The following is a 19,264-nucleotide window of genomic DNA, read 5'->3' as shown; positions in this document are numbered from 1 at the left end:
TCTCATACAACCCTCTATTTATTTCAGACAAAATTAGAGCCTGCACATACTGCTGAGTGTTAATAGAGCGATAAAGCGCGTTAAAGCGATTAGAAATAAACCTAGCGATGCAATTTATCTTGTCACAAATCCTTCTGTCACAAATTCAATATGGGACAGAGCCATCTGTGACAGCTTTGTAACATTTTAAACTGTACTGATTTCAGATCGTTACGAAAAAAGTGGGTACAGGATTGTACAAGGTAAATCTGTAAAAAGTTTAAAATTGTACACGAAGTGTTTGTACAAAGCTGTACAAGGTTGATTTGTACAAAGAATAAGTTTGTACAAGAAAAGTTTGTACAGTTTTTACCGTACAGTTTTAGAAAATGTACCAATTAAAAGTGTACAGGATTGTACAGTTCTGGGCTGTACTAAGTTGAAAAGTGTACAATGTTAAACTGTATGGGAATTTTTAAGAGTTAAAAATGAATGGATTCTACGGTACTTTTGATCTCTTCAATCAAATCATTACCTATGGATTGATTCAATCGACCTTCATGATGGACGTCAAGAAAAATCATCTCGCAGCCTTTATCTTTTGAATTTTTGGTATTTGAAAAGCGTCCTGAGATTCCATTAGCAGAAAAGGATCTTGGATAAACCAAAAAACTATGATCACAATCCCAATAGTGATTGTACACATACATCTGTTTAAGATCATTGTCGCTCGGTCTGCCATCATCTATAATTTTCCACTTCGTATCAATGATAATGGAAGTATCGCCATTGGTTAACAAAATATCTGGTTTGATTGATTTGGAATAACCAGCTTCTGCATACCAAAAAGACTTCTTTCTCTGACCATTCACAGCCCATCGATCCTTAACTTCCTTGCGTAAGCAAACCAAAACATATTCTTCCCACAGCTTATTCATATCAAACATAATCGCAAGAAGATCCTTTCGGCCTGATTTGATATCTGGGCGATAATTAAGAAGAATCAGCTTAGCAATCGAAATCGAAGTTTGATATGGTTGATGCTTTCGCGAAAGCGGAATTTTATCAAACGTAGCTGCATTAACCTGTGCTCTACGAACTTCTGGAAATAAGCTTTGAACACGCTTTATCCGATCCACCAAGGCAGAACTCGTGACTAAATGGCTTATAACAAATATGGCTTCATGTAAGATTTGATGCAGCAAGTGATCTTTAGAATAAATCGTGTGGCGAGTGTAGAAGCGTTCTTTATGAACTAGATTTTTGGCGATTTGTTGATTGAACAACAATGCACCTTTTAATGCGAGTTGTTGACCGCTGGATTGATAATATTTTTTGATGAGGCCACGATGGATTAATTGCTCCAATTCAACAATAAACAGTTCAAAATATAATTCCAAAATTGAATTGGCTTTCAATTTTAGATTGGCGGTACCAGATTGCTTGGCTTGAAGCAAGTGACATTTCTTCAACATCTCTAAAAGAATTCCTTGCCATTGTGCGTGAGTGCCAGATTTTCCAGCCTTGGGAAGCACTTCAATTGTGATGTTCCCTACTCTAATTGCACCTACATATTGAGTGAATTTAACCCCATAAGCTGTCAGGCTAAAAAACGGCGTGTCTGGAAAACGTTCGTGGTAAGATTGAAATGCCTTATAAAGATCTTCGTCAAACTGATCATGAGCATACCTACCTTTGTAAGCAATGCGTTCATATTCAAAAACCTGTATGAGATCATTTTTCATTGCAATTGCTTTAATTCATCAATAACTCAATGGCTTCTTTAATGTCAATTTTTACGGGTTGCTTTATTTCATATCTAATTACCTCATCGTAGTCGCCGGCATAGCTCTCAGCAGACTGAGCAAAAAGATTCTTTTCAGTTTCTTTTTTCTCCAAAAAGCCCTCACCCAGAACCATGGCAATCTTTACATAATCGTTGAAGAAATATTCTTGAAGCAGCGGAATAATTTTTTTGGCAAATATGGTTCTCAAGCCTTCTTCAAGATTTTCAGAGTCTTTAAGTTTGAGAAAATAGGAATGACCGATTTGATGGTCGCGATCCAATAAAACCGCAATACGCTTATTAATAGTTTGAAGTATTTCAGATAATTTGAAATTTTCAAACTCATTGCTGTCCAAAACTTCATCTATAAGTTCATAATCTGGCATCATCTCTTCAAACTCAAACCTACGGCGCAGCGCGCTGTCCAGAGCCTCAATGCTTCGATCTGCGGTGTTCATGGTGCCGATAATGTAAACGTTTTTGGGAACCTTAAATTCTTTCTTACTGTAAGGAAGTATAGTACTTAACTCTTCTTTATTCTGTTCTCGTTTATCTGTCTCTATAAGTGTAATTAATTCTCCAAAAATTGATGAGACATTACCCCTATTGATCTCGTCTATTATCAAAACATGTGGCTTTCCCTCCTTTTTGATTTTCTCATACTCAATCAGGTGGTATTCCTCAAACAAATGATTCAAAATACCCTTTACGTATGAAGGATTATAAATACTTGTCAAAGGTGCTCCCTCATAAAGCAATCTGATATTTTTTATAGAGGCAGGGTATTTAGGGTTCTCTGCCGATGACTCGTGGGGTCTGATTCCAAATGTAGTATGACCGCTATAATCAACATCAAATTTAAGTCCTCTGTCTGTTTTCAAGGTTTTAGGACCATTCTCAATAATATTTTTCTTGAACTCATTCAATACTTTTTGCAAATCTGAGCTATCAGAATCTGAGCTTGTTCTAGCTCGTTCACATAAAAGTTTGAACACACCGTCCTGTTCCTCATAGATGACATCCTTCTCCTCAACGACTCTCGGTTTGATTCCTTCTACAAAATCTTCATAAGAAAAGGATTGATGAAACGTACAGAAAGTGATTTGTCCAGTAGTACTTTCCCAGTCCCGTATTAGCAAACTACCATATTCCCGAAGAATTTGATCTCTAGAAAGATTTTTTACATATTCTTTGCCTTTGATAATTTCCAGAGCAAGTCTGCTAGTAGCGTAGGTTTTTCCCGTTCCCGGTGGACCGTAAAGGATTTGGTTTAGTGGGATGTTCATTTTGTGATTTTCTGATAGAGGAACTTTGAAATTTTCAAAAAACTCAAACTGGACTTGAGAAGACTTTAAAATCTCTTCTTCACTATCTAGATTTAATGTCTTGAAAACCCGATGGTTCTTAATATCATCCTTTAGTATTGGATTATCATTAAAATAGTGGGTTACTTTTAGTCCCACTCTGTCAGAGTTCTCAGCGTTTTGTTCAGTCTTGTAGTAATAATTCTCAAATTCTTTCTGTTCAGAATTCTCTATATCAGTGATAATCTCTGCGAGCGCATAACAGCCCGCATCTTTTCCCTTTTTCCAAATTATCGCTTTGTCACCTACGTTTATTTTATTTTCGTGAGCTAAAACTCCCCAACTTCTAAAATGACCTCCGCTAAGAGAAGCGGCTATATCAAATTCATCAGGATCAATTTTAAAGATCCAATAGTCAACTTTTGGTTGATCATCTAGCTGATCATAAATATACTGTCTGTATTCTTTATCAAACGCCGCTTTCGCGAAAGCAGAATTCATTTTATTCCTGTATCCTGACTTCTCACTTTTAGATTGAATGGACTTGGCTATATAAACAGCGGAATCCAATTGTGAATTATCAATTTGATCGACATCTGAAACTGTCACCATCACAAAGGATTCATTTTTATAACGATAGGTCACGTGCCCCCACTCATTGTTTGCAATAATTGCAAAGCCTTTGTTCTCCTTCAAATGATTCAGATCCCAGATGACCATCTGACCTGCAATCAAACGAATTTTCCCCTCTCGTACATTAAATGTAAAACAGTTGTCTCTAGCATCAATTGCTACCTCATCGATGAACTGATCCAATAATGTGAAATAGTCTACAACATTTTCTTGTTTGTACTTTTTTAGAGTTTGTAATAAGATTTCTGCATCATCTCCCAATAATGATTCCATTTGTGAAGAAAACTGCCAAGCCTCATAAGACAGTTCAGGATAAGACTTTTTGCTTTTGTCATTAATAGCTTCATTGATTTTTTGATAATCTTCAAAAGTTTCAAATTGATGATCGATTCCCAAAACTTCTTTTAAATAAGGCTTTGACGGGCCATTAATCGGAAAGTATCGATCAGGGCGCACATAAAAAAGTACCTCGGTCAGCTTAGTCTTACCTACATTTTTTATGGCGAGTGCTTTCTGAAAAATTTGGTCATCGACTTTATCGTTTAAAACACGGTCAAACAATTCCCACAGTATATCAAATTCATTTCCAGTTCTAGCGTAGGCATAGGGAAACATCCAAACTTTTTGAGCATTGGCGCTCGGGATGCCACGCTCACCTTCCGGATGAGTCAAATCAAGTTGGTCAGCAATATTTTGCAGAACCTCAAGCCGTTTCTTTTCGCCATATTTATAGATATAACAGAAAAATGTAAATGGATCGATTTTCTCGATAGGACTCTTTTCTCCCTGTTCTTTTTGGTCGGTACCTACATTAACTCCAGCTTTTTCGAGAACGTTTAATAAAAGTGGCGTTTGCTCTCGTTTGTCTCGCAAATATTCAGCGAGTTCTCGGTGGGTTTCAGTCCAGTTGTAGGGATCAAAAATCTCATCTTTATTTAAGACATCAAAACCTAAGTTCCTAAGATATTTATTCGTAGGCTCTCCTCCCCCAGGATGCCACAAATAATCGCCAGTAGCATATTCATGTGCCAAGCGCATGACATCCTTTGGTGGATAAGTCTGCCCTTCATAAAGTATATCGTATTTAGTTGAAGGTCTAATACCGATCTTGCCACTATCTATCTCTTCAAAGGCTTTTAAAACGTGTTCTTTTGTGATTTTTTCAGGTTGGAATGACATATTTTAATTTTTAAAATTCTATTGTTTACCTACCATCGGACTTAGGTAGTAGCGCAATTCTGATTCAATGTAAGAGATTAAATGTTGATTGACCATCCGAGAGGTATTACATTTGACGTCAACATCTATCGGTACACGCCAGTAACCCACAGAAAGTTGATCGCGAAAATCTATTCCATCCCGATTTAGATGAAGTCCATAGGTAGTCTGTGATGAACCATCAATATGATCTGAAATTCTGGTAAATATCATTTCTCGTTTACCGAGATAGAAACAACGATGGCTATTACCTTGAATATGTAGACCTAATTCTCGATGAAGCTCTTTCATGGCTACAGTCTCAAACCATTTCTTGTAGGGTCTAGACGAACTACACTTCTCTAAACCCGACCATTTCGTATTGAAAGTTTCAAAATCAATTTTACCACCACCCTTATACCAGAAAGCATAAACACCGTATCCATCGTTATCATTTGGCTTCTTCCAATCTTTAATATCAGATCGGGTACGAAATAACATCTGAGCAATCTCGATCAGCATTTTTTCAAAATTACTAGAACTCCAAATTTTTCGCAGAGAGAATTCAAAATCGTTATACTGCTGATTAATTTTTATCATCTACTTAAATTTTCTAAATGCCTGAACTGTTTGGTAAATTCCATAGCCTACAGCTATTCTACCTAAAAAATCAAATATGTATGCTAATCCAAACCATGGATTAAGAGCATCCAAATAATTTATTCTCCTAGCCGGGTTAAAAAATTGAACGATGAATTTAACACCTTTCTGCATTGCTTCATAATCTGGAGTAGTACGATCGATCCACGGTAAATGAGCCCAAAAGTCCCCTAATGACAATAATGTTACAAGGGCAAAAAGTAACGCCATTCGAACCGTAAACCAAACTCCTGTCCAAAAACTTGTCTTGTATTTATTTGATCTGCGATTGAGAAATAAAATTAGTCCGTCGTTTGATCGTAATTCCTTCCAGTTAATCAATCTGAAAGAACGAAAAGGCTCAGTTGCCCAGTTTAATAATAAATTGTTATCTCCCTGATTCTCCATTACGGGTATCTCACCCAACTCTAATGATTCATAATTCAGTTGCCTTGCAGCGGACTTTTCAGCTCGACGCATCTTTGTAGCGTCATCATAATTACCTACATCTTCTAAAGCCTTGCGTAAAATTTGGAAGGTATGCACTTTATTTTCCGTTGGGATAATTCCTTGATAATCTATGGCTTTTTGATATCCATTTTTATTTTCCTTCTCGAAATAATTGGTGTCAAATTCCTCTTTTCTAAATAGCAGATCAAATATCTTCAATTCACCCGAAATGATTGCTTGGGATAAATCAAGACCTGCCTTGAACTCAGTTTTAGCAAAGATGCTTTTTCCCGCTAGCAAACTGTATGTGAATAGAACATTTTCTTCAAACGTAGCCATGCTGAAAACGGCCGTTTTATTGAAGTCAGTTTTATAAAAGGTCATGCCCTTATTGAAAGTAGAATTCCAAAAATCTGCCAGACCATGGAATTTCGTATTTCTCAAATGGAATTCATTAAGTCTGCAACTATGTACGATAAATTTTTTCTCGAAAATCATATCATTTGCTATGAACGCCATATTAAATACGCAATTATTGGTGAAGGAAAGTTGATGTTTAATTGTGTTTGTTTTTTTTGACCTAATAGCCTCCTTAAGCTCGTTATCTGTTTTCCATTTTTCGAAGTCGTATTCACTCAATTCTTTTCTTTTTTCCTCCTCCACGATGAGTTCCATCTGTCGATAACTTGGAATAAATTCGTTAATAGAACCTTCACAAATTTTGACTTTGCAATTGAATTCACAATTTTCAAAATGAACTTCTGGTGTTCCTGGTTTGATTATAACTGGCTGATTAATTATTCGATTCCTTATAATGTTTTCTGACTTGAGTAAACTAGTATTTACATATTCGCCAGCTAATCCGAAATGCTTATTAAATTCCTCGTACGTCAAAATTTTGCGGTTAGTGCCAGCCATGTCGTTTCGTATTATTAATCTATGATTCAAAAATTTATAGTATCACTCATCAAAATTTTATTCCTTCCGCACATTATTCTTTACTTACAGCGTATATTAGGTTCACCTCCTCACCTCCACCGCACTTACCAGCTTCATATCCTCATCCCAAATCGTCGTAATCTCTAAATTGTACAGCTTATAAGGACTTTTCATCTTTGATTTGATCTTATACTCTAGTGGATATTCTGCTTTAAAATGCCCGTTTTCTAATTCTGTAAGCTTGAATTGAGACCAATCAATTTCTGAAATGGTAAAAGGATATTTCTCACGGTAGCGCTGGATATCGCTGATTACGGTTTCAAAATCAGGATCATCGTAGCTGTACCAAGTATGCAGATCCTCTGAAACGTAGTTGTGGATCTCATGGACTTTGTTGGCATCAAGAATCTTGTAATAATTCTCAATACGTTCTTTAAGCAATTCTTCATCAGAAACAGAATCACTATTGAACATGAAAATTGCAAATACAATAACTATTAGCGCCGCCAAAACACCGACTACAACATTGCGTTTGCTTGATTTTGGTGCTTTAGTTTCTTCGACTTGAGATGACTTTGTTTTTGAATCTTGATCAATTGGCTCTGTAGATGTTGAATTCTCGAGAGCTATTTCTACCTCACCGATAACTTGTAAAGATTGAATTCGATCATGTATTTCTGATGATGCTACCGTTGACTTCTCAACCCGATATTCCATGACCTCAGTTTCAGGAATTTTTCCATCTGGGTATTTTTCAAAGGGTATCAAGCTTACAAAATCAGGTTCATGTGCCTGTCCACCATAGCCCAACGCTACAAAAATTGGAGTTTTGTCAATATCAATCCTGCTGAATATTTTGACCTGATTCTCGCTTGCGATGGTGTATTCGCCCTGCCAACTGCTGGAACTGAATTTCGCCTCTACATGAAACTCTTGACCGGTAACCTTGCTTTTGAATCTAAAATCAGGCAATTGCGCATCGCCCACATACCTGACGCGGTTCTGTTTGAACTCACTCGTTTTATGCTCAATTGAATATTCTGAGTCAGGAAACAGAACGTTTTCGACAAAATCTTCAAATTGTTTGCCTTTTTGAAAAGAATCGGGATTGTAGTTTAAGTTCATCTGGTTAATCTAATTTTAAAACCCCATCAACCTCCCCCATCAACCGCTCTGTTTCCACCAGCGCTTTGATGATCTTCCGGTAGTGTTGAATATCTTCCATTTTAAGCTCGCGGTCTTTGCGATCCTTAAGCCATTTTTGAGCGGGCTGATAACCGCCTATGTAAAATTCCCATGCCGACTTTGGGACGTTGTCAAAATACTGGGTTTCATTGATCATTACGCGGCCTAATCGTTCTCGATACACTTCGCCATGCCCTTCGACTCCGCTCAGGGACCGGCTGGTACTGACATCTTCGTTTTTCGAGTTCGTGTCCAACTTCAGATCCTCTTTCCCCTTTGGGGAAATCTCCGCAGGAGAAAGGGGGCTCCATCCCGGGCTCGTCTTCGTCATTTTATTGCGGATCACGTTATCGCCTGCAGCTGGATAAGTCACGCTGACTTTATCGCTGTCCTCGTGTTTCATCAAATGAAATTGACGCAGCTCGCCACCCAACTCCACCAACTTCCAAAACACCGACTGGACTTGCTCCCTCTCCCCAGCATCCGACGAGCTGGAGCGAGAGGAATGCTCCGGCTGGGGTGAGGCCACAGAGGCAAGCGAGGCCGGCCACGGCACGCGTGGAAAATCTGTCTTTAAAAATTCTTTGTACTTCTCGCGGTAAGACGGACTGTGCAACACCGCGTAGATATAATCCAATACATCTAATGGAGTGAATGCTCCTGTCGCCCCCTAGCCCCCAAGGGGGAATCCTTAGTATTTGATTGAATTTTATCAATAGAATCTTGCAATTCTCTTATACAAACCAAAAGATTCTTTGTAACCTGAGTGTTACTAAATCGAATGACTTGTATGCCTTGTGCATTCAATTCTTCCGTGCGCAGCTGATCTTGCTCTTTTTGATTTTCGTGATAGCCGCCATCTATTTCTACTGCCAGTCCTATTTCTGGATCAAAGAAATCAAGAATGAATCCAGCGGCGACGTGTTGCCTGTTGAACTTCACTCCTAGTTTGTTTGCTCTGATCTCCTGCCAAAATACCTTCTCAGTAGCCGTCATGTTTTTGCGCAATTCCTTAGCGCGCTCCTTCATGACTTCATAAATCCTGGGATCTGCAGTCTTCCACTTTGCTTTTTGACCTCTCAATAGTTCCCCTTGGGGGATTAGGGGGGCAATATCATCCCCCTTTTGAGCTTTCTCTCTCCTTTCAAACAATTGCTCTATATCTTCAACAGTCTCCGGCAGCTTCCACCCACTATACACATCTTGACCTTGCTCTCGCAACTCCACCGCTTCTCGCAATCGCTCCAGATCATGATCTGGTAAAAAGGTCAAACTCAACCCAGACGCAAACTGCTGGATCATTTTACGATTTAAGTTTGGGATGCGATCATTGGACTCATATCGATATAGTGGATGATTATAATTAATGTCATAAGCGCTAACTAGTTTATGAGCTGTACAGAACTTTGATATAAAAACGCCCCAGTCCTTTTTATTCTGTTTAGGTAAGACTAGAGAATAATTCTCTTTACCATTTATATTGTCAAATACCTGTCTAACTGTCCTCCATACTAATTTGTCCTCGTAGAATATTTCACGAGTATCAAAAGGTCGATAATCAATGTTATATATGTATTTACCAAAGTCTACGTTGTTCTGAAGATTATCGTATCCCTCTAAAATATCCCAACCTTTTTTCTTAGCAACTTTGAAATCTCGATGTAAACTTTCAGTATCTCTTAAAGAATTTGCGAATCTCTGGAATTTCATCTCTAAAACTTGTTTGCTGAAATCGATAACAAATTCATCATGTGCTGTTACAATACCAGCGCCAGAAAGATGAAATATTTTCTCAATACTCAAGTTACCATTATACCTCTCCATCAACTCAAAATCCTTCGGCACCATAAAATAATCGGGTGCGACGTTGGGTACTTTCGCGAAAGCAATATCAGCCCCCTGCCCCCCAAGGGGGAATTTTCCGTGGCTGCTATCATATCTAAGATAGAAGTTTCTTCCAAAAACTTGTATTTATCCTTTCTACGACCGTACAAATCATAATGGAAAACCTCGGCGAGATCATCTTTTGTTTTTGTTTTTGAATTTGTTTTTACAAAGATGTTGATGCTCACGCCCTGCTGTATGTCAAAAACGTTATCGTCCTTGCTGCCGTCAGGTGCGGTTTCCTTCTTTTTGGCATTGCCGTGCAGGTCTATGGTGTAGATCTTGTCAAAGGTCTTAAGCAGATGCCAGCGCATACCGCGAAAGGTGGGGTTGTCCAAAAACCCATGCGGATTAATATAGGCGACTACGCCTTCTTTGTTTTTAGCGACCAGATGTTGCGCCAGTCGCAAAAACTTCACGTAATCATCATTGAGCCAATGTTTGCGCTCCTGCAATTTTATTTTACCACCAGGTTCTTTTTTATAGGCCTCCATCAGGTCCATGATGTACTTGCCATTATTAGCAATTATCCCGCTGTAGGGCGGGTTACCCAGCACGACCATCACGGGCGTCTCGGTCTTGATGCGGCTGGCTTCTTGGCTCTCGGTCGTGAGCCATTGGTTCATGAACAGGTTGGGCACTTCCTTAAAGCCGGGTTCTAGGGAATTGGTGAGGTAAATATTGAAACGCTGGTTTGCCCCCTAGCCCCCCAGGGGGAATTTTTAGATGATCGATCTAATCCCATAGTTTCCCCTTCCCTCTGGGAAGGGTTAGGGATGGGGCTATAACCAGTTTCTTGTAAAAGAAGGTCCAGTTTCAAGTGCGCCATGGCATAACTCGCCATAAGCAGCTCAAAACCGTTGAGACGTGGGATCAAATGGTTATCCACATAAGATGACCACATACCTTCCAGGCCATCAAATCGTTCCCTGATCTTACGCACCACCTCGCTCAAAAAAGTACCGGTTCCCGTGGCAGGATCGAGTATCTGCACGCGATGCACCTTTTTTGTATGTTTCCGCTTTCGCGAAAGCGTACGTTTATCCTGTATATCAGTATCTACGGTAATATCGATTTTACTGTCATCTGCGAGACCGGCCGCGATGCCAAATTCATTTTTCAGGACATCATCTACCGCGCGCACGATAAATTGTACCACGGGCTGTGGCGTGTACCAGACGCCACGCTCCACGCGCAGGCCGGGATTGTATTCTTTCAGGAAATCCTCATAAAAATGGATGATGGGATCTTCCATGCGCGTCGCCTTACCAAAATTGTGCAGGATGCCGTCCACATCAGTCGCGCGAAAAACCTCTGCCAGTCCATCAATGATCCACGAGATACGCGGGTCCAGATCGTATCCGGCAATGTAATGGAAAAGTTTGCGTAAAAAAGGATTGGTTTTAGGGATCAGCTCGGCCGCCTCACGACGGTCAAAGCTTTCCAGCGTAGGATCCTTACTGCGCGCGGCAAACATACCGTAAGCAATGGTCTGTGCGTAAAGATCGGCAAACTGCTCTGGCGTGATGTCCTTAATCAATAAATCCTTAAAAGAGTTGAACTGTCCCTGCAACTCTGTATCTGGATTAAGATCATCTGCGATGTCTTCCTTAAGTGATCGCGCAAAAGACTCCTTGAGCAAAAGCGTTTTGGCGGCCATAAGCTTGGATAGCTGTCGCGGGCTGCATATGGTTTGCGCTATGTGCTGCGGGAAATCCTTGATCAGTGCTTCAAACTCGCCAAAAGCAGCTGTATTTGGCACAAAAACACCCTGATCATTGAGATGCGCGACATGCACCGTTTTGACCAGCTCAGCATCTTGATACAAACGGAACTCGTGATAATTGGTTATGATCAGGTTGGGCAAGCCGTTCTTATATCGCGTGAACTGTTCTTTATAAGATTTGTCATTCAGGTTTTTATCGATATCCTTTACCTCGATATAACCACGTGCTATGTCCCCTTGCTGTACAATATAATCTGGCGCACCTACATTGGATCGTTTAGGCTCGTTTGTAATCGCATAATCGGGAATAAACGTTTCCAGTAAAGTTTGCAGGTCGCCACGGTAACTATGCTCGGTAGCAACACCTTGGGAATAACGCTCATTAAGTTTGTCGATGTATTGGTTGACGGTCATTTAGCGGCTCAGTAAAAAATAATTCCCGCTAAGTTATAAGAATTTGTGGGAAAATTAATAATGGTTTTATTTACGCTTTCGCGAAAGCGTAACAGAATAATTATATTTCAATTAATATCAGTCAAAAGATAATTTATGAAACTTTCCCTGCTCCTGATATCAATGCTTATTTTCCTCTCCTGCAACCAGAAAAAAGAAGAACCATCCTTTGAAATCAACCGTCCAGAAAAAGTTGAAGTCATAAAACAACATTACCTGTCTGGAATCTTCAAACTCAAAACCGTGAACGATACTGTTTTTAATTTGAGCGAATATTATGGTTTTGAGGCAACACAACCCTATCTAACTTTTGATACCACCAGTAACATCGCCAGCGGTCACAGCGGTTGCAATAATTTTACGGCCCCTTTTACAATCAGTGATTCCCAAATTAAATTTTCCGAGCCACCCATGGCAACTGAAATAGGCTGCGAAGACGGTAACAAATGGGAAAACCAATTCTTTGATTTATTAAACGATCAACCTTTCATTTTTAGGGAGAATAGTTTGACCATGAAAAATGATCAACTCAAATTGACGTTCACAAAGGACTAAATCACTTTACCGTAAATTAGCCCCATGCGAGCATTAGTCATTTCTGGTGGTGGTAGTAAAGGCGCTTATGCGGGTGGCGTGGCACATTACCTTATGAACAAACAGGGCGAGAAATACGATCTGTTTCTGGGTACATCTACCGGTAGTTTGTTGTTACCGCACCTGGCACTGGGTGATTTAAATAAAATCTATAAAATCTACACCTCGGTAAAGCAACGTACGGTGTTTAGCGTAGATCCTTTTGTGATCAAGAAAAAGGATAATCGTGAGTACGTGACCATTAATTACCTGACCTGCTTGTGGCAGTTCATGAAAAACAAACGCACCTTTGGCGAAAGCAAAAATCTGAGGAAAACCATCAGCAAAAGTATTTCCTACAGCGAGTTCTTGGAGATCAAAAACACCGTAGCCGATCTGGTGGTCACGGTTTCCAATCTTTCCCTGAACAAAGTGGAGTATAAATCCATCAAGGATTTTGATTACGATGAGTTTCTCGACTGGATCTGGATCTCGTGCAATTTTGTACCCTTTATGAGTCTCGCAGAGAAAAATGGTTATGAGTACGCCGATGGTGGTTTTGGTTGTTTGATTCCCATACGCGAAGCCATAAGGCGCGGTGCCAAACACGTGGACGCGATCGTACTGGACGATGAAAAAATGGACCGCCGGCAGGTGCTGGGTAAGAATCCGTTTTCTTTGCTGTTGAGTCTGCTGAGCTTCTCAAAAGACCAAACCGAGAAGAACGATATCGCCTTAGGCAAACTGGCTGCCGTGAGCCGTGGTGATGTCACGCTCAACCTGTATTATACGCCCTCAAAACTTACGGAGAACTCGCTGATATTTGATAAAAAACTCATGAAAAGCTGGTGGAAACAGGGCTACAAATACGCCCAGAACAAAGCCGATCAATTCAAAAAACCTTGAAGATTTGTACTATTTGAACTTGAGATCATAAAGTAAACCTTAAACGTGCCTTCATTACCGTCGTCTTGTTTTACTTTGTGATATGGATACCACTTTTAATCTTGCTATTGTCGGTTTCGGACCACGTGGGCTTTACGTGCTGGAACAGTATTTTTTAAAGCATTCTGAAAAGGAGATAGAAGAACTCCCCAAGGTGCTCATTTTTGAGAAAGATGAAGAACTAGCCGTAGGTAAGGCCTGGAGCGTTCATCAACCCGATGCCAACTGGATCAACATTGCTGATCGGGCACTCATGTCCTTCCCTGCTCGACCTGCCATGCAATTAGGTAATCTGACCATCCCTGAATTTCAGGGTTACACATCATGGCTACAAGAAGTCATGGGTCACGATATGAGTGATGTAAAGGACACCTTCCACCGCCGCAAGATCATGGGCGCTTACCTGACACAACGTTGCACTCAGTTTATAGAGTCCCTCAAGGATTTAGAAGTTATCAAGATCATACAGGAGCGCGTGGTAGGATTGGATAAAAATCATACTGATTTTTTGCTGTACACTCCACAAAAAAAGTATTTCTCAAACAAAGTCATGTTGACTCAGGGCCACTTGCCTACAGAGATGAGCGATGAGAACAAAAAGTTCAAACAGCACGCAAATCGGGACGGGATCTACTTTAGTGCTAACTGTTATTCTCAGGAGGCTATGGATATTTACGCTTTCGCGAAAGCAGAAAACTCAAACAGCAATTCCACCTCATCAGCAGAGCTGGATCAAAAAAACACCAGAACAACCAGCAATTCAAAAGATCCTTCCAAAGCCATAGGAATTAAAGGCTTGGGACTTTCCATGATTGACGTTGTGCGCATGATTTTAGAGCACGATGGAGGTCATTTTGAAAAATTAGATGGAAGCTACCATTTAAAATATGTGGGTGGAGATCGTGAAATCAGCATCATCCCCTACTCGCTCGATGGTTTGCCGTTAGTCCCTAAACCGCTGGGCAAACATATCGATGATCCATTCAGCATACCCGAAGCAGATCAGTCGGCACTGTTTGAAACTTTAAAACATCTACGAGATCAAAAAAATACTGAAATAGGCGATCTGTTGAAACCCCTCGCAGATGTGATGGCTCAAGTGTATCTGAGCCTGAACACTACTTTTTGTGACCAGCCACTAGATAACAAAGGGTGCACAGAAATAATTGCAGCGTGGCTGGAGGATCCAGATGTGTCTCACGATCATATTTTATCCAAGGAACTTCCCATCACAGAGTACATTCAGACCACTTGCGGCATGGCAATGGGCGATACGCCACCCAGTCTGGATTTTGCAGTAGGACAAATGTGGCGACAACTACAACCTGATTTGTATAATATTTTCAGTTACAAAACCCGACCAGATCTTCTGAATGATTTCATTAAAGTAGATGAACAAACTAAACGTTACAGCTATGGCCCGCCGGTTGAGAGTATGTTGCAACTGCTTGCGCTAGAAAAAGCCGGTATCCTTAACCTAGATTACGTCACAGATCCAGAAATCAAGCTCATTGCTGATGGCTTCAAAATAGTCTCTAGCGATAAGTCCACAACCGTACACGCTCTGATCGACGCCATCCAGGCTTCACCAGATGTGAAAGAAACCAGTGATTTGCTCACTAACGATTTATTAAATAAGAATCTTGGGCAACAAGTATCAGAAAAGCTAGCCTTTCACGTAGATCAAGATTGCACCCACATCGTAAATGAACGACGAGTAGAAGGACTTTACAGCTTCAGCCGTTTAACCAAGGGGAGTATTTATGGCGTTGATGCGATCTTGGAATGTTTTAATGAGGAAAAAATAAAAGGCTGGTTAGAATCTTTGTAAGAGTTGAGAATAAAAATGTCAGTTCGAACTCGTGAACGCCGACCTAAGGAGGTCTTCACGAGTGTCGAGAACCTTTTGCAAAATCAAATTGGGGCTTATCGATTCATAATAGTCGCCCTTCGAGAACCTCAGGGCTCGCTTTACCGTCAGATCTAAGAGCTGAGGCACTCGAAGCTCCTATTTGAAAAAACAAGTTAGTTCAAGTTCGTGAACACCGACCTAAGGAGGTCTTCACGAGTATCGAGAACCTTTTGCAAAATCAAATTGGGGCTTATCGATTCATAATAGTCGCCCTTCGAGAACCTCAGGGTTCGAAATGGCGTCAGATTTGAGAGCTCAGGCACTCGAAATAAGCAAGACTCCTCTGAGGGGGTTTGGGGGTATTCTAAAATGCATTTAAAGATCGAGACATTTTAATGAGACTCTGAATCCCTCCTAAGGTCGGGTTCAGAGTGACAAATTTTTTGCTATGAGACCTAAGAACCTAGACAGTTGATCTTTGTATTGAGTGAAGGAAAAATATTTAATGTCAGTTCGAGTTCGTGAACACCGACCTAAGGAGGTTTTCACGAGTATCGAGAACCTTTAGCAAAATCAAACTGAGCTTGTCAACTCATTACAGTCACCCTTCGAGAACCTCAGGGCTCGAATTGGCGTCAGATTTGAGGGCTGAGGTACTCGAGGCTCCTATTTGAAAAAACAAGTTAGTTCAAGTTCGTGAACACCGACGTTTGGAAGTTTTCACGAGTATCGAGAACCTTTTGAAAATCAAATTGGGGCTTATCAATTCATTATAGTCGCCCTTCGAGAACCTCAGGGCTCGCTTTACCGTCAGATCTAAGAGCTGAGGCACTCGAAATAAGCAAGACTCCTCTGAGGGGGTTGGGGTGTTCTAAAATGCATTTAAAGATCGAGACATTTTAATGAGACTCTGAATCCCTCCTAAAGTCGGTTTCAGAGTGACAATAAGATTTTGGATACAGACCAAAAAGCCCCCCTCCGAGGGGGTTTGGGGTGTTCTAAAAATGCATTTAAAGATCGAGACATTCTTAATGAGACTCTGAATCCCTCCTAAGGTCGGGTTCAGAGTGACAATAATTTTTGAATAAATTCTGAGAATCTAAGTGTCACGCTGAGCCGGTAGAAGCGCACTCGAATTCGAATAATATACAACTAGCAACTAGCAACCAACATTTGTCAACTAATAACCATCAACTAATAACAGAAAACTAATTCCTCGTCGTCTCCCTCCTAATTAGCGAAGTCCTTAAAGTATGAATTCGGGTGACTTTAACCTCATCTTTGTTATTGATTAGGTTTTGCATGCGTATGAACGTTTTCTTCCCGAGTTCCTCAGCGTGCTGATCCATTACCGAGATCTTGGGTCGCGAGTAATTACTCAAAATACCATCTGAATAGCTGATGATCTGGAGTTCTTCGGGTACTCGTTTACCTAATTCCATCCCTTTATTCAGCGCGAGTTTTCCAGAAATCTGGTCAAGAGCAATAATGCTTTGCACCCCATCATAATTGAGTGCATCTCCTACTCTATCTTGAAAAGTTTGCTCATCTTCACATGTGATGACATTGAAAATCGCATCATCATATCGCGCCATTTGATTGCGTATGCCTTGTTCCCTTAATCTAGACACGCTCAAAGTGCTGGTAAGACTCACCATACAAATATTGCGATCACCGCTGTCTATGAGCGCATCTACCGCACGTGCTCCAGATTGATAATCGTCTATTACGATTTTATCACACTCCATTTGATCGATGACACGGTCAAACATCACCAGCGGAATATCGGAATCGATAATGTCCTGAAAATGATCGTATTGTTCCAGCTTCTGGGTTTCTTGTGCCGCTGCGATGATGAATCCGTCTATCGTTTCCTTTGATAAAGTCGTGAGGTAATCTACCTCCTTTTTGTAAGATTCATTCGTTAGACAAGTGATTATTTTAAAACCCTCCTCAGAGGCCACGCCTTCCAGACCTGTAAGCACTTGAGCAAAAAAATCATTTTTGATATCCGGCAATAAAACTGCAATCGTTTTATGACCATATTCTATTCCCGCGTTGCTTTTATACCCCAGCTCATCAGCTTTGTCCAGCACTTTCTTTTTGGTTTCCTCACTGATTTCTGGGCTATTATTGAGCGCCTTGGAAATCGTAGAAATAGAAAGTCCCAGCTGCTGAGCAAGATTTTTAAGCGTTACACGGTTTTTCTTCATCTTTAATCCGTCAGTTTTGTGATAATGTCTTCGGGTGTCAGTTGTTGCTGCTCGCCCGTACGCATATTCTTGAGGTTCAATTTTCCATCAGCGATCTCGTTCTCACCCGCCAGGATTACATAAGGAATCTCATTACGATCTGCATAGGTCATTTGCTTTTTCATTTTGGCAGATTCTGGGTAGAGCTCTGTTTTTATTCCGCTTTCGCGAAAGCGAGACAACCATCCCACACAGTAGGCAGCTTCACGCTCCCCAAAATTTATAAACAAAACGTCTACACCGGCGCGCACCGTATCAGGAAAAAGTTCCAACTGCTCCATAACGAGATAGATCCGATCCAGACCAAAGCTGATACCCACGCCGCTCACGTCTTTGAGACCGAAAATGCCCGTAAGATCATCGTAGCGACCGCCGGCAGCGATGCTTCCCATTTTAACTCCCTGAGGGGCAGCTACTTCAAAAATACAACCCGTGTAGTAATTCAATCCCCTCGCCAGCGTGATGTCCAGATCCAGGGTCACACTTTTAAAATTATAATCTTTTAAAAGATTTTGAATAAATTCAAGCTCCTCAATGCCTTTTAAGCCTTCAGCAGAATCCTTGAGCAACTCTTTCATGGTGGCGAGTTTATCATCATAACTTCCTGAAAGACTGAAAATAGGAGTCAATGCCTCAACAGCATCATTACTAATTCCCTTCTCGAGCATTTCTTGCTTAACCTTCTCCTGGCCAATTTTGTCCAGCTTGTCCAGCGCTACCGTAAAGTCGATCAATTTATCGCTGGCACCGATCATTTGAGCGATTCCAGCCAATATCTTACGGTTATTGATCTTGATGGTCGCGCCTTGAATCCCTAGATCGTTGAAGACATTATCGTACAACTGGATGAGTTCCACCTCTTGTAAAAGGGAATCACTACCCACAACATCTGCATCGCACTGAGTAAATTCTCTGAACCTGCCCTTTTGAGGTCGATCAGCACGATAAACATTCTGCATCTGGTAACGCTTGAACGGGAAGTTGATCTCGTTCTGGTGTTGCACCACATAACGTGCAAAAGGCACAGTGAGATCATATTTAAGCGCCTTTTCTGAAATGGATGGGGTTAATTTTTGCTCATTCTTATCTTCTAAGACCTTAGGATCTGCTTTTTTTAAGTATTCACCGCTATTGAGAATTTTGAAAATCAATCGATCTCCTTCATCCCCATATTTTCCCATGAGCGTACCGTAATTTTCAAAGCTAGGCGTCTCTATAGGCATGAACCCGAACAACTCAAAATGTTTGCGTATGATATTCATGATGTACTGCCTGCGCTGAACTTCCAGCGGACTAAAATCTCTCGTTCCTTTGGGAATAGAAGGTTTTTGTGCCATAATTTTCTAGTTGGTGCAAATATAAAAAGGATGCTTCTGGAATGCAGCAGCGTCTAAAAAGAATAGACCTCTTGAGTTTTAAAACCCAAGAGGTCTCGTCAAAAAATAATTCAGGTTGACTCTAGAGAAG

The 19,264-nt window shown here is 40.6% G+C and carries 14 protein-coding genes; 3 read left to right on the top strand and 11 right to left on the bottom strand.

Annotated features, from left to right (window positions below; translation table 11 throughout):
• Nucleotides 1-461: 461 nt before the first annotated feature.
• The 9 genes from BST97_RS02445 to BST97_RS02405 all read right to left on the bottom strand — a co-directional run bounded on the left by BST97_RS02445 (nt 462) and on the right by BST97_RS02405 (nt 12,136).
• Nucleotides 462-1,724, bottom strand: coding sequence for an McrC family protein (locus BST97_RS02445; protein ID WP_085765750.1), 1,263 nt, complete (start codon nt 1,722-1,724; stop codon nt 462-464).
• A 10-nt stretch (nt 1,725-1,734) separates the two neighbouring features.
• Nucleotides 1,735-4,881 (bottom strand): McrB family protein, encoded by a 3,147-nt coding sequence (locus tag BST97_RS02440; RefSeq protein ID WP_085765749.1) that lies wholly within the window; start codon nt 4,879-4,881, stop codon nt 1,735-1,737.
• An 18-nt stretch (nt 4,882-4,899) separates the two neighbouring features.
• Nucleotides 4,900-5,499: a hypothetical protein gene (locus BST97_RS02435; protein ID WP_085765748.1), complete on the bottom strand. Its 600-nt coding sequence runs from the start codon at nt 5,497-5,499 to the stop codon at nt 4,900-4,902.
• Complete coding sequence (locus tag BST97_RS02430) at nt 5,500-6,906, bottom strand: pentapeptide repeat-containing protein (RefSeq protein ID WP_085765747.1); 1,407 nt, start codon at nt 6,904-6,906, stop codon at nt 5,500-5,502.
• A gap of 102 nt (nt 6,907-7,008) precedes the next feature.
• Complete coding sequence (locus tag BST97_RS02425; protein WP_085765746.1) at nt 7,009-8,052, bottom strand: hypothetical protein; 1,044 nt, start codon at nt 8,050-8,052, stop codon at nt 7,009-7,011.
• A gap of 4 nt (nt 8,053-8,056) precedes the next feature.
• The gene (locus tag BST97_RS02420; RefSeq protein WP_157111394.1) at nt 8,057-8,749 is read right to left on the bottom strand and encodes a type ISP restriction/modification enzyme; all 693 of its coding nucleotides are present in this window, start codon (nt 8,747-8,749) and stop codon (nt 8,057-8,059) included.
• A gap of 5 nt (nt 8,750-8,754) precedes the next feature.
• Nucleotides 8,755-9,936, bottom strand: a complete 1,182-nt coding sequence (locus BST97_RS02415) for a DUF559 domain-containing protein (RefSeq protein WP_169711518.1) — start codon at nt 9,934-9,936, stop codon at nt 8,755-8,757.
• Nucleotides 9,936-10,622 (bottom strand): Eco57I restriction-modification methylase domain-containing protein, encoded by a 687-nt coding sequence (locus BST97_RS02410; protein ID WP_085765743.1) that lies wholly within the window; start codon nt 10,620-10,622, stop codon nt 9,936-9,938. Before BST97_RS02410 ends, BST97_RS02415 begins: the two co-directional genes overlap by 1 nt.
• 32 nt (nt 10,623-10,654) lie before the next feature.
• Nucleotides 10,655-12,136, bottom strand: a complete 1,482-nt coding sequence (locus BST97_RS02405) for a hypothetical protein (protein WP_085765742.1) — start codon at nt 12,134-12,136, stop codon at nt 10,655-10,657.
• 135 nt (nt 12,137-12,271) lie between these two features.
• Here BST97_RS02405 and BST97_RS02400 point away from each other — a divergent pair, with 135 nt between their 5' ends.
• From BST97_RS02400 to BST97_RS02390, 3 genes are all read left to right on the top strand, one after another.
• Nucleotides 12,272-12,730 carry an META domain-containing protein gene (locus tag BST97_RS02400; protein ID WP_085765741.1) on the top strand — a complete coding sequence of 153 codons (459 nt, stop codon included), beginning with the start codon at nt 12,272-12,274 and terminating at the stop codon, nt 12,728-12,730.
• A 24-nt stretch (nt 12,731-12,754) separates the two neighbouring features.
• The gene (locus BST97_RS02395; protein ID WP_085765740.1) at nt 12,755-13,654 is read left to right on the top strand and encodes a patatin-like phospholipase family protein; all 900 of its coding nucleotides are present in this window, start codon (nt 12,755-12,757) and stop codon (nt 13,652-13,654) included.
• Nucleotides 13,655-13,736: 82 nt separating this feature from the next.
• Nucleotides 13,737-15,524: an FAD/NAD(P)-binding protein gene (locus BST97_RS02390; RefSeq protein WP_085765739.1), complete on the top strand. Its 1,788-nt coding sequence runs from the start codon at nt 13,737-13,739 to the stop codon at nt 15,522-15,524.
• Between the two features lie 1,229 nt (nt 15,525-16,753).
• Here BST97_RS02390 and BST97_RS02385 read toward each other — a convergent pair.
• Together BST97_RS02385 and hisS are read right to left on the bottom strand one after the other, a co-directional pair.
• Nucleotides 16,754-17,758: a LacI family DNA-binding transcriptional regulator gene (locus tag BST97_RS02385; RefSeq protein ID WP_085765738.1), complete on the bottom strand. Its 1,005-nt coding sequence runs from the start codon at nt 17,756-17,758 to the stop codon at nt 16,754-16,756.
• 2 nt (nt 17,759-17,760) lie between these two features.
• A complete protein-coding gene (hisS, locus tag BST97_RS02380; RefSeq protein ID WP_085765737.1) occupies nt 17,761-19,134 on the bottom strand; it encodes a histidine--tRNA ligase in 1,374 nt (457 codons plus the stop codon).
• Nucleotides 19,135-19,264 lie beyond the last annotated feature (130 nt).

The organism is Nonlabens spongiae (assembly GCF_002117125.1).
Taxonomy (GTDB): Bacteria; Bacteroidota; Bacteroidia; order Flavobacteriales; family Flavobacteriaceae; genus Nonlabens; species Nonlabens spongiae.
Note: the sequence above shows the minus strand (reverse complement) of the source record. Positions and strands in the feature narration are given on the sequence as shown.